This is a genomic window from Leifsonia naganoensis, assembly GCF_013410615.1.
GTDB classification, from domain to species: Bacteria; Actinomycetota; Actinomycetes; order Actinomycetales; family Microbacteriaceae; genus Leifsonia; species Leifsonia aquatica.
The window spans coordinates 2,626,444-2,643,735 of sequence record NZ_JACCHJ010000001.1 but is presented as its reverse complement, the minus strand read 5'-3'; the positions used below and the strand labels follow the sequence as shown (position 1 = coordinate 2,643,735).

Sequence of the window (17,292 nt, the reverse complement as noted above, 5' to 3'; positions counted from 1 at the left end):
GGGGTGCTGCGCGCCGTCGCCGCGAGCACGCTCGTCCTGCTCGCCGCGGGCGTGCTCGGGGTCTCGGGCGGCTCGCCTGCGCAAGCGGGCTGGTCGCGCTCCGCCTACGTCACCGGCACGGCGAACGCGGGCGTGCTCGGCGCGGTGCCGACCGTCTCCTGCGGGTCGGCGGGCGGCCTGCTCGCCGCGAACATCCCGATCACCTGGACCGCGGCCCCGACCGGCGGCAACGCCCTGGCGCCGCAGAGCTACACGATCGCGTGGGGCGGTTCGGCCGGCTCCGGGACCACCACGGTCGCGGCGCCCGCGACGACCGGGAATGTGACGGGAGCGACCCTGACGCTGCTGGGGACCAGCACGGTCACCGTCACGGCGAACTACGGCACCTGGACGTCGCCCGTCTCGCTCCAGACGCGGACGATCACGACCGTGCTCGGGGCGCTCAGCCTCATCGTGGCGTGGACGTGCGCCTGATCCCGACGGCCGGCAGCAGGATGTCGTCCATGATCGAGAGCAGGAACTCCCGGTCCACGGGCTTGCGCAGGATGAGCACCCGGTAGGAGGCCATCGCCGGCGCCAGGAGGGCGAGCTTGTCGATGTCGGCGTCGGCGGGGATCTCGCCGCGCTCGACCGCGCGCCGCAGGAAGATGCGGTTGACGGAGGCGCGGGGCTCGACGATCGCGGCGTTGACCGTGTCGGCCAGCCCCGGGTCCTTGGCGAGCATGGAGACCAGGCCGGCCATGATCTGGAGCTTCTTCTCGGCGTCGACGATGGTGTGCGGCTTCATCATCGCGACCAGGTCGCCGCGGAGGGTGCCGGTGTCGGGCAGCGCGTCGAAGTCGATGTCGCCCTTCTTCATGCAGGCGACCGCGTCGATGACGAGGTCGGCCTTGGACGCCCACCGGCGGTAGAGGGTCGCCTTGCCGGCCTTCGCGCGCGCGGCGACCATGTCGATCGTCATGCGGTCGTATCCGGTCTCGGCGAGCACGTCGAGGGCGGCGTCGAGGATCTCGGGGTCGCGGGTGTGGTCCCGTTTGCGCCCGAGCTTCGTCGCGGGGGCGGGTGCTGAGGTGTCCATCTCCTCCAGTGTAGATGAATTTCTGAACAGATTAGATCCGGAACTGGATAGTTTCGTATATGCTGGCCCGCATGCCGCAGACAAACCCCTCCCCCTCGAGCGCCGCACCCGACGCGGCGGCGCCCTCGACCCGCCGCTGGTGGACGCTCGTCACCGTCGCCCTCGCGCAGCTCATGGTCGTGCTCGACTCGACCGTCGTGAACATCGCCCTGCCCTCCGCGCAGGCCGACCTCGGCTTCTCGAACGCCGACCGCCAGTGGATCGTCACCGCCTACTCCCTCGCCTTCGGCAGCCTCCTGCTCTTCGGCGGCCGCCTCTCCGACCTCATCGGCCGCAAGCGCGCCTTCATCATCGGTCTCATCGGCTTCGCCGGCGCGTCCGCCCTGGGCGGCGCAGCGGACTCCTTCGGGATGCTCGTCGGCGCCCGCGCCCTGCAGGGCGCGTTCGGAGCCCTGCTCGCCCCGACCGCCCTGGCCGTGCTGACCACCACCTTCACCGTGCCGAAGGAGCGGGCGCGCGCGTTCGGCATCTTCGGTGCGATCGCGGGTGCGGGAGGCGCGGTCGGCCTGCTGCTCGGCGGCGTGCTCACCGAGCAGTTCGACTGGCGCTGGAACCTCTACATCAACGTCGTGATCGCGATCGTGGCGGTCGTCGGGGCCACGATCTTCGTGACCTCCATCGCCCGCAGCGGCCCGCGCCCGAAGCTCGACGTGCCCGGCACCATCCTCGTCTCCGGCGCCCTGTTCTCACTGGTCTACGGCTTCTCCAACGCCGAGTCCGACGGCTGGGACTCGCCCCTCTCGTGGGGCTTCCTCGCTGCGGCCGGAGTGCTGCTGGTCGCGTTCGTGCTCTGGCAGCGCCGCGCCGCCCACCCGCTGCTGCCGCTCTCCATCGTGATCAACCGCAACCGCGGCGCCTCGTACAGCGCGATCCTCATCGCGGGCGCCGGGATGTTCGGCATCTTCCTCTTCGTGACCTACTACCTGCAGGCCACCCTGAAGTTCACGCCCATCCAGACCGGCCTCGCCTTCCTGCCGATGATCGTGATGCTCGTCACCGCCGCGCAGCTCTCGACCAACATCTTCGTGCCGCGCTTCGGGCCGAAGCTCATGGTGCCGATCGGCATGACGATCGCCGCGACCGGCATGGTCTACCTGACCCACCTCGGAGTCACCGCGAACTACGCCGCCGACCTCCTGCCGCCGCTGATGATCCTCGGCGTCGGGATGGGCTCGATCATGCCCGCCGCGATCCAGACCGCGACGCTCGGCGTCGACCGCCGGTTCGCCGGCGTCGCCTCGGCGATGGTCAACACGAGCCAGCAGGTGGGCGGTTCCATCGGCACCGCGCTGCTCAACACGCTCGCGGCGACCGCGGCCACCGACTACGTCGCGTCGCACCTGCCGCCGTCGGCGTCCGTCGCCGCCGAGGCGGCCGTGCACAGCTACGCCACGGCGTACTGGTGGGGCGCGGCGTTCTTCGCCTTCGGCGCCGTGCTCACCGCGTTCCTGTACCGCCGCCGGAGTGTCACGCTTGCCGCCGCTGCGGCTGCTGCGGCCCCGGCCGACCCGGCCGGTGCGCCCGACGCACCCGAACCGGTGGTCGCGCACTAGCGATCCATCCGTCGCAACACGCCGTTCCCACCCCGGTGGGGACGGCGTGTTGCGTCGACCAGGCTGTCAGGCGACCGGCTCCGGCTTCGGCTCCGAGGCATCCGCGTCCGCATCCGCACCGCGGAGCGCCTCCTCGACGGCCTTCTTGACCCGCGCATCCTCGCGTTCGGCGTTCGCCTTCCTGCGGCGACGCAGCACGAGCACCGCGGCCACGACCGCGGCGGCCACCAGCAGCACCAGCACCAGCAGCGCCCACGGCACCGCGAGCGCTCCGGCCTCGGCCGCGACGCCGTCGACGCCCGGGGTGGACCCCGTGACGGCCGGGAGCTTGGGGCTCAGCGCGGCCTTCGCCGTCAGCCAGAACGCCGGCACGACGCCGTCGACCGGCACGGACACCGTCCACGATTCGCCGGGGAGCAGCTCCGGCACGGCGGCGACCTCGCCGGTGTCGACGGGGAACCAGCCGAACGGTCCCGCGAGCGCGACCGTCTGCCCCGCCGAGAGCCGCACGTTGCCGGTGTTGTGCACCGTGTACGAGACCGTGGCGGACCCGGCACCGAACGGGTTGAACGATCCCGAATAGTCGACGTGCATCTTCTCGACCGCGATCGCCGGGGCGAGAGCACCCTCGACGCGCACGTGCATCCGGATGCCCAGGCGGCGGTCGACGCTGATGCCGTTCTCCTGGGTAGTGTGCGGGAGGGAGGTCAGCAGGCCTCCCGCGTAGTCGCCGGGAGTGGCGTCCGCCGGGATGCTGACCGTGAAGGGCACCTCGACCGAGGCGCCGGGCGCGACCGTGACGCGGCCGCTCGGCAGCGCCGTCCAGGCGCCGACGGCGACGGACTTCGTGTCCTGCGTCACGAGGTCGAGCTGGCCGCTCGTCGTGGTGAAGCCGTCGGCGGCGTAGACGTCGAGCTCGAGCGGCGTCGCGGCGTGGTTGCTCACGACCAGGGCGTCGGACACCTGTTTGCCCGGCTCGACGCGGTAGGCGAAGTTCTGGCGGTCGGCGCCGTTGGCGTTGGAGGCGGTGCGCACGCCCCAGGTGACGTCGCCGTCCGCGGCCAGAGCGGGAGCGGACACCCCGCCGATGGCGAGGACCGCGGCGACGAGGAGGGCCGGCAGCAGGCCGGCGAGGAGCCGCGCGCGTCCGGGCGCGGTGCGGGAGGAACGAGCGTTCATGACCATCCTGGGGAGCGGTGGGAGTCGGGTGGACCCGGGGCGGGCGCTGACGCGCACCCGCCCCGGGCGGTGGAGCGGGTCGGCTAGCTGAGCGCGGTGAGCGTCAGGGTCGCCTGGTAGGTGCCGTCGGTGACGTCGATCGGGATGTTGAGGTCCAGAGCGGCGCCGAGCTTGGCCGAGCCCTTGGCGTGGCCGGCCCCGGCCGAACCGAGGGTGGACGACTTCGAGAGGCCGTCGCCGCCCGAGAAGCCGGACTGCACACGCTCGCCGGCCTTGGCGTCGCCGCCCGCCTCGGTGACCGACGGCGTCCAGCCGAGGTACTTGCCCGAGAAGGACTTCGCGCCGGAGGTGAAGTCGCTCACCTGGGCCGAGAGCGACCACTGCGGGCCGGCGGTGCGGGTGTCGGTCACGCGGATCGGGTTGATCGAGCCGACCGCGGCGTAGTGGTCGCCCGCCTCGACGGCCTGGCCGAGGTTGACGAGGCCGTTGGTCCCGTCGACGTTCCAGACGAACTCGCCCGGCGCGGCCTGCGGCACGGTGACCTGCAGCTGCTGCGAGTCGGTGTCGGGCTTCGCCTCGCGGGTCAGGGTGACCTGGTCGACGATGCTGTTCACCGGCTTGTCGGTGCCGTTGGCCTGGCTGCGGAGGGTCTTCACCGTGATCGCGGTGCCGGTGATGTCGATCGCGCTGTAGTTGCGGACCTTCTCCTGGTTCTGGACCGACAGCCACCAGAAGCCTTTGTTCTGCAGGTCGTAGTACTTCGACCCGGACGCCGAGTTGGCCGTCACGTAGAGCACGCCACCGGGACCGGCGACCACCTGGTCGGCGCCCGCCTGCTCGTCGGCGTTGGCCTTCTCACCGTTGTGGATGAGGTAGCTGCGGGCATAGCTGTGGTCGTGCCCCTGCAGGACGAGGTCGATGCCCAGGTCCGAGATGGCGGTGGGGAGGACGTTGCGGCGGTCGAGCACATCGCTGTCGGTGGCGTGCGGGCCGGGCGAGTAGATCGAGTGGTGGAAGGCGAGGACCTTCCACTTGGCCTTGGCGCCCTGCTCGGCGACGACCTTCTGCATCCACGCGATGTGGGAGGCGTCGCGGCTGTTCGAGTTGATGTCGAGGAACAGCGTGTCCTTGTAGATGAACCAGTAGTCGCCGCCCGAGCCGGTCCCGGTGCCCGCGCCCGCGGTGCGGTCGACGTTCGGGGTGTTGAAGTGCTGCTCGTACGCCTTGGAGCCGACGTCGTGGTTGCCGTTGGTGGCGACGAACGGGACCTGGCGCAGCTTGTCCGACTGCAGGAACGCCTCGTACTGGGTCTCGTTGTTCGCCGTCTCCACCTGGTCGCCGGCCGAGAAGAGCAGCTCGGCGTTCGGGTAGGCGGAGGTCGCGACGTTGAGGGTGTCGACCCAGCCGGCCGCGTCGTTCGTGACGTTGCCCGACGAACCGATCTGCGGGTCGCCGAAGAACAGGAAGTTGAAGTCGCCGCTGAACTTCTGCGTGCGGAACGTGTACGTCGCCGACCAGTCGCCCTCGGTGCCGACGCGGTACACGTAGGAGGTGTTCTCCTTGAGCCCGGTCACGGTGGCGAAGCGGTTGTACTCGTTGCTGGTGGTGAGGCCGCCCGTCGCGGGGATGCTCTTCACGACCTGCGGGAACGCTCCGCCGACGACCTCGGAGGCGTAGCCGACCTGCACGACCTGGGCCACGTCGCCCGCGGAATACCAGGAGAAGTTGCGCTGCGATTGGTCCGCGCCGACGCCCAGGACGATGTCCGTCTGGTTGGTGGAGGCGGCGAAGGCGGCGGGGGCGGCGATCGCGCCCCCGCCGAGCATTACGCCGACGCAGACGGCTGCGGCGGCGAGGCGGGTTGTGGTGCGGTGACCGGGCTTGGCGGCCCGTCTGGTGTCGTCACTCGACATGGAGTCCGATGCCTTTCTCAGTGAGATGTCCGCGGACGCGCGGACGCGGCTCCCACCGTCTCGGGCGTCAGTGAATCCTGAGTGAATTCACAGAGTTCAACGGGTGGACGCCAGCGGAAGGTCACCCCCATTCGAGGCCCAGCACGCGGCCGACGAACCAGAACAGCGCGACCGCGGTGACCACCGCCGCAACCGCGATCCCGACCCAGAGTCCGACGCGGGGGGCGCGCTTGCGCAGCAGGACGAGCAGCGGGAAGACCACCGCGATGATCCCGAGCTGCACCGCCTCGATGCCGACGTTGAAGATCAGCAGCGACCACAGCAGCGTCCACGACCACGGCTCGTCGATGCCGAGGGCACTCGCGAAGCCGAGCCCGTGCACGAGGCCGAAGAGGAACACCACACCCAGCCGCAGCCAGTCGGCCCGGTCGAGTCCGAGCGGGCCGGAGGAGGTCGGCCGCACATCGATGGCCAGCTCGGCCGGTGACATCGTGACGCGGCGCCGGACCGTCCAGAGGTACCAGGCCGCGACGACGGCGATCGAGAGCGCGATGACCGGCTCGACGACCGCGGCCGGCACCGTGACGAAACCGAGGGCGGCGAGCAGGAAGGTGATCGAGTGCGCGACGGTGAACGTCGTCGCGGCGAGCACGACATCCCGCAGCCGCCGCGAGCCCACGATGAGCGCCAGCAGGAACAGGATGTGGTCGATGCCGCCGAGGAGGTGCTCGGCGCCGAGGAGGAAGAACTCGCCGAACCGCTCTCCCCCGGTCTGCTCGGTCGAGAACGACGGGTGGGCGGCGTCGAGCGCGGCACTGCCGTCCTTCCCGTCGAGGTCGTAGGTGACGATCGTCTTGGTGTCCCTGACGTAGTCCTCGGAGTCGGGGAACAACCCGCTCCGGAGCTCGTGGCCCGTCGCGTGGCCGGTGTCGGCGCAGGCGAAGTCGAGCACGAGCGTCGCGTACGGCACCGCGTCGCGTTCGTGCACGGTGATGTCGCCCGCGCGGGAGGGTGCGCACGGCTCGCCGCCCGCACTCACCGTGAACCGGTCGGTGACGTAGGCGACCACCGTGTCGGCGTGGTCGTTCATCGCGGTGGCCTCCTCCCCGGTCTGGAAGAGGTCCATCCCCTGGTCGAAGAGGCCCTGGTCCTTCTCCTTCTCGGCGGCGGACGCGACGAGCAGGTCGTACTCGAGGTCGAGCGTGGTGCGCACTTCCCCGCCGGGACCCGACTGCGCATCCACGTAGACCACCGACGAGAATCCGTGCGCGCTCGCCGCCGTGGCCGGGAGGAGCACTCCCGCGACGGCCGCGGCGAGCGCTGCGACGGCGACGGCGAGGGAGGCGGAACGGCCTCGGGTGCGGAGGGGATGGGCGGGATTCTGGCGGGGAGGGCGGCTGCGGATCACCCCGACACGGTGTCCGAGGCGGGTGAACGCGACGGGACCGGGACGGGAACGGCCGGGAACGCGATGGGCCGCCGGCGACCGTGCAGGACCGAGTGTTTCCGTCCCGTTCACCTGCCCGGCGCTGCGGAGTCATCGGGTCGCCCCGCGCATCGGGGAGCGTCGGAGCGTGTCCCCGATCCCCTCCGTCCCGCTGCTCGCCACCGCTCTGTGCGTGGCCGCCGCGCTGACCCTCTCGGGGTGTGCGCCGGCCGTGCCCGCCCCGACCGGAACGCCGGGCGCGACGAAGGATTCCTCGCTGCATCCGCTGGGGGCCGGGTTCCTCGGGAGCGTCGCGACGCCGACCCCCGAAGCCACGATCGACCCGGAGCCTGGGTCCTGGAGCGGGGTCGAGCCTCCCACCGGCTACGAGGTCGTCCTCATCACGGCCGGCGACGACACGGCGACGAAGACCCTCGCGACAGGGGTGACCCGGTGGGCCGAGCAGCGGGAGGTGGAGCTCACGACGCTGACCGCGACCGGCGACGAGGAGGTCCACACGCAGCTCCTCCGCGCGATCGAGAAGTCGCCCGACCTGATCGTCGGCGCCGGGGCCGGGGTGGTCGACGTGTTCTCGCTGATCACCGCGCAGAGTCTGCACCAGCAGTTCCTCGTCGTGGGCGCCGAGCTGCCCGAGCCGACCGGCAACGCGACCTCGGTCGTGTGGAACGGCGCGAGCTTCCGCGGCACCGGCATCAGTACCGACGACGACAGCGTCGCCTCCTCCGTCACGCCTTCCCGCGCATCCGACGCGGTCTCGGCGGGCGTCGCCAGTGTGCTGCACGGACTCACCGGGATCGTGCTGCACCTGGGGTGAGCGGCGCGAGCAGGCATCCAGTGTGGCCGTATTGCAGAATTACTGCTCTGCCGTTCTGCGGTAAAATGTGGGGATGAGCTATCACGGTTTCGTCGCCATCCAGGGCCGCGGTGTCGTCGCGCTTCCCGCGGAGCTGCGCCGCCGGCACGGACTGGACGAGGCCGGCGTCCAGATGGAGATCACCGAGCGCGACGACGGCGTGATCGAGCTGCGTCCGACGATTCCCGTCCCGGCCGATCAGGCGTGGTTCTGGGCTGAGCGCTGGCAGCAGCGCGAACGTGAGGTGGACGCGCACATCGCCGCCGGCGACCTCAGCACGGACGCGTCCACCGACGACTTCCTCGCGACGCTCGACGCGCTCGCGGACGAGGAAACCTCCGAGCGGTGAGGTTCCAGCGCACCCCCGCCTTCGACACCGACTTCAAGCGCCTCAAGCCCGAACGTCAGCGGACCTTCCGCGACGTGATCCGCGAGAGCTTCGCTCCCGCGTGCGACGCGTTCGCGCTGAATCCGACCGGTGGCTGGCCCGCAGCGCTCCGGGTGAAATCGATGCGCGGGGCACCCGGGATCTACGAGATGACCTGGTCGTTCGCCTCCCCCGACGGCCGCGCGACCTTCGAACTCGTCACCATCGACGGCGAGCTCTACTGCCGCTGGCGACGAGTCGGCGACCACAGCGTGTACCGCAACCCGTGACGGAGGCCCCATGCTCGACGACTCCACGCCCTCCCGCGACGAACCCGGCGCGCACGGCGACCGGCATCCAGCGCGTCCCGCCACGCTGAAGGAGATCGGCGCGCTCGCGGGTGTCTCGATCGCGACCGTCTCGAAGGCCCTGAACGGACGCGCGGACGTCAGCCGCGCGACCAGGCAGCGGGTGCAGGAGGCCGCCGACCGGCTGAAGTTCACTCCGAACTCCCTTGCGCAGGGGCTGCTCGCCGGGCGCACCGGCACCGTGGGGCTGCTGACGAACGACCTCGAGGGGCGGTTCTCCATCCCGGTGCTCATGGGCGCGGAGGACGCGTTCGGCGCCGGCAGCGTGTCGGTGTTCCTGTGCGATGCTCGCGGCGACGCCATCCGGGAGCAGCACCACATCCGGGCTCTGCTCTCCCGGCGCGTGGACGGTCTGATCGTCGTCGGCGACACCACGAACCCGCGCGTTCCGCTCGCCGGCAGCATCCCCGTCCCGGTGGTCTACGCCTACGCGCCCTCCAGCGACCCGCGGGACATGTCCGTCGTCAACGACAACGTGAGCGCGGGGCGGATGGCGGCCGAGCACCTGGTGGCCTGCGGCCGCACGCGCATCGCCTACCTCTCGGGCGATCCGGCGTTCACGGCCGCCGGCGAGCGCGTCGCCGGGGCGCAGGCGGCGCTGCGCGAGCACGGGCTCGACCTCGTGGGCGGCGAGGCCCTCTACGGCGAGTGGAGCGAGATCTGGGGGCGAGCGGGTGCGCGCTCCCTGCTCGCCCGGCACCCGGAGGTCGACGGCATCGTCTGCGGCTCCGACCAGGTCGCGCGCGGTGTGCTCGATGCGTTGCGGGAGCTGGGGCGGCATGTCCCGAACGACATCTCCGTGATCGGCCACGACAACTGGGAGCTGCTCGTCACCCAGTCCCGGCCGCAGCTCACCACGGTCGACTCGAACCTCCAGGAGCTCGGCCGCACTGCCGCCCGGCTCCTCGGCGAGGCGATCGACGGGCGCACCGCCAGCGGGACGCACACGGTCGCCTGCCGGCTCGTGGTGCGCGGGTCGACACTGGGCGCCGTGTAGCGGCGCCGACTCAGCCCTCCCGGGTGAGGGTGATCGTCCCGGGTCGCGTGCGCGAGACCGCTGCGGTCAGACCTGCCGCGCGCACTGCGGCGATGACGGGACCGGGCAGCGGCGCCAGCCCGCCGGGGGCATCCGGCGCGGTGGAGGCCATCCCGGCCAGGAGGGACAGCTGCACCCCGTCGCGGGTGGCGACGACGACACGCGCGTACTCGCTGTCGGTCCGCCAGCGGAGGCGCTGGATCGACGCCAGCGCGACGGTCACCGAACGTTCGCCCGCGTCGACGCGCAGCGCCCGTCCGTCCACCTCCAGCACGCAGTCGACCGTCCGGGACCGGAACGAGCGGTAGAGGACGCCGCACGCCGGCAGCGCGAGCAGCACCCCGACGAAGACGATCGCGAAGCGGGCTCCGAGCGCCAGGACGAGCGGATCGAGGACGATGAGGACGACCGCCGTGAGGATCCCGAGCGGGACGACGGTCCCGACGATCGCCCAGACGAGCGTCCGCATGCGCGCAGGGACCGCGCGGAAACGCAGCGTCCACCGGCCGTCGTCGTGATCCCAGTCGGCGAGGGAGGCCGCAGCGCGCGACGGTCGGGAGGCGCGCGGGCCGATCGTCGCGCCGACGCGGCCGATCAGGTCCAGCCACGTCCAGGCGAGTGCAGGGACCGCGGCCAGCCAGCAGAAGGCGAGCAGGTCGCCGAACGGCGCAGGCATCCCGGACAGGAGGTCGCCGCCGCTCGCGACGACGGCGATCAGTGCCAGCGACGGCACGACCGCCACGACGGCCTGCACCGCGAGCGACCGGCCGATCGGCCGCATCCGTCGCGCGGCCCGCGTGATCGACACCCCCACGAGCCACCCCGTCGCCAGGGTGACGAGGAAGGGCACGAACTCGACGCCGATCCCGGCGATGAAGCACGGGATGGCGACGACCGCGCCGACCGCCGCCCAGACGAGCGGCTGCCGCAGCGCGCGCCGCCACGCCGGCCGGGTGACCGGGCGCGGGGGCTCGGGGATCGTGCGGGTCGGCATGACTGTCACGGTACAGGGACGCGCAGAGGGGCCGCGACCCGTCGCTCCGGCGTGGCCGGTGCGCTGGATCGCGACCCCTCGTGCGGTCTCGCGCTACTCCGGGCGGCCGGCTCCGAGACGGCGGCGGCGGATGATCACCGTCGCGGCCAGCGCCAGCGCTCCGAGCAGGATGGCGGCGGCTCCCAGCGCGCCGGGCGCCACCGGGTCGGCCGTGCTGCCGGTCGAGGCGAGCGCCTCGTCCACGGTGGCCCCGGGGGCCGCGACGATCAGCGTCGCCCGGTAGGTCGTGCCGTTCAGGGTGACCCACACCTCGTGGGTCCCCGAGGGCACGGACGCCGGGATGGTGAACAGCGCGGTCCCGGTGCCGTCCTGGCCGATCGTCAAGGTGCCGAGCACGATCGGGTCGGAGTGCAGCTCGACCTGGAAGACCGCGCCCGCGGCTCCCCCGGTGACGGTGACGGCGAGCTGGCCGCCGGGCGCCACGCGGGTCGAGCCGAGGTGCACGACCTCCTTGCCGGTGACCGTGCCGGACCCGCTTCCGGGACCGTCGGTCGGGGGCGTCGTGGGCGGCGTGGTCGAGGCGGCCCCGACCTCCGTCTTCCCCACGGCGCCCACGTTGCCGGCGACGTCGGTCGCGCGGTACTCGATCGCCACCTTGTCGGCACCGAACGCGAGGGCCGCCGTGTAGGGCGTCCACACTCCCCCGTCGATCCGGTACTCGATCGCGGCCACACCGGAGGCGGCGTCGGTCGCGGCGATGGTCGCGGTGCGGGCCGTCGCGTCCGCACTGGCCGAGACCTCCGGCCCCGCGGTGTCGCGCTTGACCTCGACGGAGACCGGCTCGGACCGGTTGCCCGCCGCATCCGTCGCCCGGAACGACACGGTGGAGGCGCCGTCCGTCTTCACGACGACCGGTGCGGTGTACGCCGCCCAGGCTCCGTCGCCGACGCGGTACTCGAGCGCCGGTGCGCCGTCGTGGTCGTCGAGCGCGGAGGCGGTGACGGTCACGTCACCGGTGTGCCAGCCGGAGGCCGGCGTCGCCGGGGAGGTGCCCGTCGTCACGACGGGAGCCTGCGTGTCGGGGACCTCGGCGGTCGCCTCCCACACCTGCCACTCCTTGACGCCGACGCTGCCGATCGTCTCCGTCGTCCCCACCGGGGTGAGGTTCATCCGCAGCTTGGTCGTGGTGACCGGCGCGAAGGTGACGGAGTTGAACTGGTCCGCCTTCGTCCCGTACGCGGAGGCGCCGGTGACATCGGCCCAGGCGCTCGCCTGGTCGTCCCAGTACTGCAGCGCCCACGCCTTCGGCAGGTCGATGCCGACGCCGTTCGCATCCAGGTTGGACACGAAGTAGGCGCGGGCCTCGCCGACGGTGACCGGAGTGCTCCAGTCGTACTCGGTCCACTGCGCGCTCACCTGCGGCCACGCGCCCCAGACGTTCGCGTTGTCGCTCGGCGTGACGTCGCCCGACGTCGTGGGGGCGACGTCGTCGTTCAGGCCGCCGACCGCGTTCCACGCCGCCGTGTACGACGCGGACGGGGTCGCCAGCAGCGCGACGTTCCGGTGCGCGGTGCCGTCGTCCTTCGGGACGTCGACCCGGCTCTCGGCCGAGACGTTGCCTGCGACATCGGTCGCCCGCAGGAACACGCTCGTCGCGTCGAGCCCGACCACCACGGTCCGGGTGTACGGCTGCCAGGCGCCGGTGTCGCCGACCCGGTACTCGACGCTCTTCACGCCGGATCCGGTGTCGCTCGCCGTGGCCTTGACCGTGCGCTCGGACGCGTTGGCCACCGGAGTGACGGCCGGCGCCGCGGTGTCGATCGTGAGGGTCGCCGAGGCGACGATCGAGACGTTGCCCGCGGCGTCGGTCGCCCGTGCCTGCACCGTGTGCGAGCCGTCGCCCGAGACGGCGATCGCGGCGGTGTAGGGCTTCCACCCGGCGGCGTCGACGTTCGCCTCCACCGTCGGGCTGGGATCGGTGTCGTCCTGCGCCGAGACCGTCACCGAGACGTTCCCCGTGTACCAGCCGGAGCCAGGGGCAGCCGGGTCGGTGGCGAGGGAGACGGTCGGCTTGGTCTTGTCCTCCGCGGGCGCCGCGGTGACCGTGACGGTCGCGACCGCGTCCTGCGGAGAGCCAGCGACCGTGCCCGCCACCGTGAAGGTGCCCGCCGTCGCGTACTGCGACGCGTCGACGGCGGCCCAGCTCACGGCGATGCCGCTCTGCTTCGAGCCGTCGTTGTACTGCACGGTGACGGTCGACGGGAGCACCGGCTTCACGCCGGCCCGCGTGCTGACGGCGACCAGGGAGACGGTCGTGATCTGACCGGGAGGCGTGGCGCGCACCCAGACCGTGGCCGTGGCCGGCAGTGGCGAGCCGTCGACGATGCCGGCGACCGGGAAGCTGCCCTCGGCGGCGACCTGGTCGGCCGTCACCGGGGACCAGCTGACCGGGAGGGCCTGGCGCGAGCCGTCCGCGTAGACCGCCTGCACGGTCGCGGGCAGGGTCGGCAGCGTGCCGATGCTGGTGCGCGCGTCGATCGGGTCGATGGAGACCGGGGCCTCCGCGTACACCTCCCACTCGCTCACACCGATGGCCGCGTTGGTGGAGCCGTTGGTCGCGGCCGTGAAGGTCGCACGCAGCTTGGTGGTCGTCACCGGGTCGAAGTTCACCGTGTTGGTGGCATCCCGCTTCACCGGATAGGCGTCCGGGTTCGGCACGTCGACCCACGCGGAGCCGTCCCAGTACTGCACCTTCCACGACTTCGGCACGGCGACGCCGTCGCCCGCGGTGGTCGAGGGGGTGTCGTACCAGAACGCCACCGAGGCCTTGTCGACGCGGACCGGGCTGGTCCAGTCGTACTGCAGCCACTGGGTGGCCGGGCGGGTGCCGGACCAGGTGCCCCAGAGCTGCGTCTGGGCGCCTCCGGAGTAGAGCACGTCGCCGTCGTTGACCGCGTTGACGCTGTTCCAGCTCGCGGTGGAGGAGGCCGTCGGCTTGCCGGTCGGGGCGATGTTCACGCCGCCCGAGGCGACGTCACCGGTGACCGTCAGATCCTTGGCGGACGACAGCTCGCCGTCGCTCGCCGTGAGCCGGAGCACGTAGTCGCCGGCCGCGGTGAACCGCACCTTGGTGGAGGCGGCAGCCGCGTTCTCGAAGATCGCCTGGCCTCCCTCCGGGGCGCTCACGACCGACCAGGCCGAGGTCACCCCGGCACCGGGGAGGCCGTCGTCCTTCACCGTGCCGACCAGCGTCGCCTGCCCCGGGATCGCCGCGCCCTGCTGCCGGTACGCGTCCACGAAGGGGGCCGCGTTGGTCGAGGCCGGGGCGGCGATGCCGGTGTCGTAGACCTGCACCTCCTTGACGCCGGTCTTGGCTCCGGAGGCATGCGTCACCTGCACACGGATCTTCTGCGCCGTGATCGCCGGGAACTGGATGTTGTTGTAGTTCGCCTGCGGGTACTGCGGCGAGCGCGCCTGCGCCGGCACCGACTTCCAGTCCGCGCCGTCCAGATACTGGACCGTGAACGACTGCGGCTCGGAGTAGCCCGCGACCGTCGCGGAAGACGACGACTGGTAGAAGTACACGCGGGCGTCGTCGATGGTCTTCGGCGCGCCGAGGTCGACCTCCATCCAGTCCGTCGCGTTCGGTGAACCGGCCGTGCCCCAGAAGGGCTCGTTGATGGTCGTGCCGTCGACGGCACCCGCCGGGCCGCGGCCGGTGGCCGAGAACGAGGCGGTGACCGCGGCTCCGGCCGCGAGGTTGTCCGAGCTCTGGCTGGCCGGGTCGATGTTGGCGCCGGCCTTCGCGAACAGGTCGACGACGCGGTCGGTGGCCGCGAAGGTCACTTCGGCCGGGGCCTGCACCGAATCGGTGTTCGCCGTGAGCACGTTCACGCCGCTCGGCACGGTCACCTTGCCCGTGGCGGGGTCGTAGACGACGTGGGACAGCTTGTCGACCGTGAAGGCCAGCTTGCCGTCGAGGAACACCGAGTAACCCTCGGGGACGGCGGAGCCGTAGTAACGCGTGCCGCCGGGCTGATCCCACGTGATGGTGAGGTCCTTGTCGCGGTACCGGATGTTGTTCGCGGTGAAGTGGTCCCACTGGATGTCGATCGGGTCGAGCTCGATCTTCGCGTCGTCGCGCTGACGGAGGCCCATGGTGTCCTCGATCATCGTGAAGTTGGTCGCGCCCAGGATCGTGTGGTGGATCCACGACCGGTAGCCGATGTTCTGCGGGTCGGCCGTGCCGTCCGCCCAGAACTCGTTCTGGTCCGGGAGGCGGTTGTCGCCGCCGTTCTGGTAGTGCGCCCAGGCGTTCCAGTAGAGGAGCTTCTTGTACGACTCGGCCGTGATGGCGTCGGTCGGGTAGTTGCGCAGCACGGACGAGAACATCCGGAACAGCACGGTCGAGTTGATGACGGAGAAGTTGTTGCTGCCCGGGAAGCCGGCCGCGGCCGCCTCCTTCTTGTCCGCCTGGTTGGCGGTGAAGAACGGGAAGATCGGGTACTGCGCGTCATCGGCGAAGAGCCGCAGGGCGTCCGTGTAGTCCTGCGTGTAGTCGGCGTCGCCCGGCTTGGGCACCAGGCCGACGGTGAACGGGTAGTAGTTGTTCGTCTCCTTCCACTTCGCCAGCTTCCCGTCGCTGGTGAAGCGGTGCTTGAAGAGCTTGTCGTTCGGGTCCCACAGCAGGTCGAGCACCTTCGCCTTGATGTTCGCGGCGAAGGTGTCCATCTTCGCGGCGTTCGCGGTGTCGCCCGCCTGGCGGAAGGCGTTGGCGGCGGCGAGGGCGTTCGAGTACAGGTAGGCGTTCTCGGTGCGGTCCATGGAGGCGCCGGGACGCTCGTCGAACGACACGGCGTCGGCGTCGTTGCCCGTCATGGCGGCCCAGTTGTAGTCGATCAGGCCGTCCTTGTCCGTGTCGTAGGCCGAGATGAGACCGGTCACGTCATTGGCGGCGTAGGTGCCGAGGTTCTCGGCGATCGGGGTCGGGCCGCCGTGCAGCTCGTAGGAGCGCCAGGCCGCCTCGGAGATGTACTGCGTGTAGCTGTTCGACCAGTTGGCCGGGTCGCCCGGGTTGTCGACGTACTTCGCGCTCTTGGCCGTCTCGCCCGCCGACACCCAGGTGCCGTAGGAGTAGGCCGGGTTGCGGAGATACTTGAGGTCGTCGAGGAACATGCCCGCGGTGAGCACGATGGCATTGTTGTAGCCCAGCGCTCCCTCCACGGAGGTCGGGAACTGGAACGTGTTGCCCGGCATGTTGGCGTCGAGGTAGTTGAACCGCATCAGCCACCACCGGTAGAACAGCGTCTTGTCGATGTTGTCCTCGGGGGTGTCGAGGTACGGCACGTTGTCGGCCCACCACTTGTTGTAGGCCGTGACGTGGGTCGTGTAGGCCGCCTGCGGGGTGGCGGCGCGGTACGCGTCGTAATCGGTGCGCGACTCCGCGATCTCCGGGGTCACGAAGCCGAGCTGCACCTTGGTCGTCGCACTGCCGCCGGCCGGAACGGCGATGGTCGCCGTCAGTTTGCCGTCAGCGGTCGGAGCGAACCCGTCGCCCGAGAACCGCGGGTAGATCGTGGTCAGGTTGTTGAAGGCGCTGACCACTCCCGTGAGCTCGGTGCCCTCCGCGGTCGTGGCGTACGGGGAGGCCGCGGTCAGCGTGACGTTCGTCGCGCCTCCGGTGCTGCTCAGCTCCACCTCCGTCACCGCCACGTTGGCGTCGGTGATGAACTTCGTCTCGGTCACGGTCAGCGAGGAGTCGCTGGTGCCGAACACGCTGCGCCAGTAGCTCGGCGTCTGCTTGCGCTGCGCCGTCTTCTCCGTGAGCGTCACCGGGGTGCCGCCGACGTTCGCGGTGATCGCGTACGCGCCGCGGTTGTCGATCGACTCCCAGTAGGCGACCTGGCCGCCGAAGCCGAGCACGGCCGGGTCGTGGTCCTTCATGAACACGGCCCGGCCGCGCGAGAACAGCCACTGGTTGTTGTCGCCGAACGAGCCGGTCGTCCCGGTGCGGGCGAGCATCGTGTCGAACCAGAAGTCCTTCGACGGATCGCTGCCCGCCCCCGTGGCGACGTCGGCGTCGAAGATGGCGCCGAGCTCGTTGTGCGGGTCGTAGGTCACGCCGGTGTCGGGAACGGGATTCGCCGAGCCGGTGAAGGTCGGGTACCCGAGATCGCTGTTGGCGGCCTGCGCGGCCGGAGCCGACAGCAGGCCCGCCACAGAGAGCGCGAGGGCGGTCGAGGCGGCGACGAGGCCGCGGATGGGGGATCGCTTAGGTGGGTGCGTCACTGCACAGACCTCTCCAGAGGGGGAATGGATTCTCCAGGAGGCTAGCGGGACGTCGAATGCTTTCGCAATGCTTTTCGGAACTTTTCGGAAATGCCGTGCTGATCGCGCAATCCAATGAGCATTTCAGGCAGCTTTGCTTTTCGAAATCTCTTTCGC

12 protein-coding genes are annotated in these 17,292 nt (G+C 71.1%); 6 read left to right on the top strand and 6 right to left on the bottom strand.

Annotated elements, in window-relative coordinates; genetic code table 11:
• The first annotated feature begins 3 nt into the window (after window positions 1-3).
• Window positions 4-474, top strand: a complete 471-nt coding sequence (locus HNR14_RS12790; protein WP_179701370.1) for a hypothetical protein — start codon at window positions 4-6, stop codon at window positions 472-474.
• Here the strand turns inward: HNR14_RS12790 and HNR14_RS12785 are convergent.
• Window positions 449-1,078: a TetR/AcrR family transcriptional regulator gene (locus tag HNR14_RS12785; RefSeq protein WP_179701369.1), complete on the bottom strand. Its 630-nt coding sequence runs from the start codon at window positions 1,076-1,078 to the stop codon at window positions 449-451. The two genes, HNR14_RS12790 and HNR14_RS12785, sit on opposite strands and share 26 nt — an antisense overlap.
• A gap of 71 nt (window positions 1,079-1,149) precedes the next feature.
• On the opposite strand from HNR14_RS12785, the gene HNR14_RS12780 reads away from it, so the two are divergent.
• Complete coding sequence (locus HNR14_RS12780) at window positions 1,150-2,691, top strand: MFS transporter (RefSeq protein WP_179701368.1); 1,542 nt, start codon at window positions 1,150-1,152, stop codon at window positions 2,689-2,691.
• A 66-nt stretch (window positions 2,692-2,757) separates the two neighbouring features.
• Here the strand turns inward: HNR14_RS12780 and HNR14_RS12775 are convergent, their stop codons facing one another.
• From HNR14_RS12775 to HNR14_RS12765, 3 genes are all read right to left on the bottom strand, one after another.
• Window positions 2,758-3,870, bottom strand: coding sequence for a WxL protein peptidoglycan domain-containing protein (locus tag HNR14_RS12775; protein ID WP_179701367.1), 1,113 nt, complete (start codon window positions 3,868-3,870; stop codon window positions 2,758-2,760).
• A gap of 83 nt (window positions 3,871-3,953) precedes the next feature.
• Window positions 3,954-5,783, bottom strand: coding sequence for a purple acid phosphatase family protein (locus tag HNR14_RS12770; protein ID WP_179701366.1), 1,830 nt, complete (start codon window positions 5,781-5,783; stop codon window positions 3,954-3,956).
• A 121-nt stretch (window positions 5,784-5,904) separates the two neighbouring features.
• Entirely contained in the window at window positions 5,905-7,191 is a 1,287-nt protein-coding gene (locus tag HNR14_RS12765; RefSeq protein WP_343064483.1) for a HupE/UreJ family protein, read from the bottom strand.
• Between the two features lie 166 nt (window positions 7,192-7,357).
• On the opposite strand from HNR14_RS12765, the gene HNR14_RS12760 reads away from it, so the two are divergent.
• The 4 genes from HNR14_RS12760 (at window position 7,358) to HNR14_RS12745 (ending at window position 9,815) form a co-directional block, all read left to right on the top strand.
• Window positions 7,358-8,044 (top strand): type 1 periplasmic-binding domain-containing protein, encoded by a 687-nt coding sequence (locus tag HNR14_RS12760; protein WP_179701365.1) that lies wholly within the window; start codon window positions 7,358-7,360, stop codon window positions 8,042-8,044.
• A 73-nt stretch (window positions 8,045-8,117) separates the two neighbouring features.
• Entirely contained in the window at window positions 8,118-8,432 is a 315-nt protein-coding gene (locus tag HNR14_RS12755) for an AbrB/MazE/SpoVT family DNA-binding domain-containing protein (protein ID WP_179701364.1), read from the top strand.
• Window positions 8,429-8,740: a hypothetical protein gene (locus HNR14_RS12750; RefSeq protein WP_179701363.1), complete on the top strand. Its 312-nt coding sequence runs from the start codon at window positions 8,429-8,431 to the stop codon at window positions 8,738-8,740. The genes HNR14_RS12755 and HNR14_RS12750 overlap by 4 nt, the downstream gene beginning before the upstream one ends.
• 10 nt (window positions 8,741-8,750) lie before the next feature.
• Entirely contained in the window at window positions 8,751-9,815 is a 1,065-nt protein-coding gene (locus tag HNR14_RS12745) for a LacI family DNA-binding transcriptional regulator (RefSeq protein ID WP_179701362.1), read from the top strand.
• Between the two features lie 10 nt (window positions 9,816-9,825).
• Here HNR14_RS12745 and HNR14_RS12740 read toward each other — a convergent pair whose 3' ends face one another.
• Together HNR14_RS12740 and HNR14_RS12735 are read right to left on the bottom strand one after the other, a co-directional pair.
• The gene (locus HNR14_RS12740; protein ID WP_179701361.1) at window positions 9,826-10,848 is read right to left on the bottom strand and encodes a hypothetical protein; all 1,023 of its coding nucleotides are present in this window, start codon (window positions 10,846-10,848) and stop codon (window positions 9,826-9,828) included.
• 93 nt (window positions 10,849-10,941) lie between these two features.
• Window positions 10,942-17,136 (bottom strand): OmpL47-type beta-barrel domain-containing protein, encoded by a 6,195-nt coding sequence (locus HNR14_RS12735; protein ID WP_343064482.1) that lies wholly within the window; start codon window positions 17,134-17,136, stop codon window positions 10,942-10,944.
• Between the last annotated feature and the right edge of the window lie 156 nt (window positions 17,137-17,292).

Coding starts and splice junctions, on each gene's coding strand:
- HNR14_RS12785 (WP_179701369.1), bottom strand. CDS start 1,078: ATGGACACCTCAGCACCCGCCCCCGCGACGAAGCTCGGGCGCAAACGG.
- HNR14_RS12780 (WP_179701368.1), top strand. CDS start 1,150: ATGCCGCAGACAAACCCCTCCCCCTCGAGCGCCGCACCCGACGCGGCG.
- HNR14_RS12745 (WP_179701362.1), top strand. CDS start 8,751: ATGCTCGACGACTCCACGCCCTCCCGCGACGAACCCGGCGCGCACGGC.
- HNR14_RS12755 (WP_179701364.1), top strand. CDS start 8,118: ATGAGCTATCACGGTTTCGTCGCCATCCAGGGCCGCGGTGTCGTCGCG.
- HNR14_RS12740 (WP_179701361.1), bottom strand. CDS start 10,848: ATGCCGACCCGCACGATCCCCGAGCCCCCGCGCCCGGTCACCCGGCCG.
- HNR14_RS12775 (WP_179701367.1), bottom strand. CDS start 3,870: ATGAACGCTCGTTCCTCCCGCACCGCGCCCGGACGCGCGCGGCTCCTC.
- HNR14_RS12770 (WP_179701366.1), bottom strand. CDS start 5,783: ATGTCGAGTGACGACACCAGACGGGCCGCCAAGCCCGGTCACCGCACC.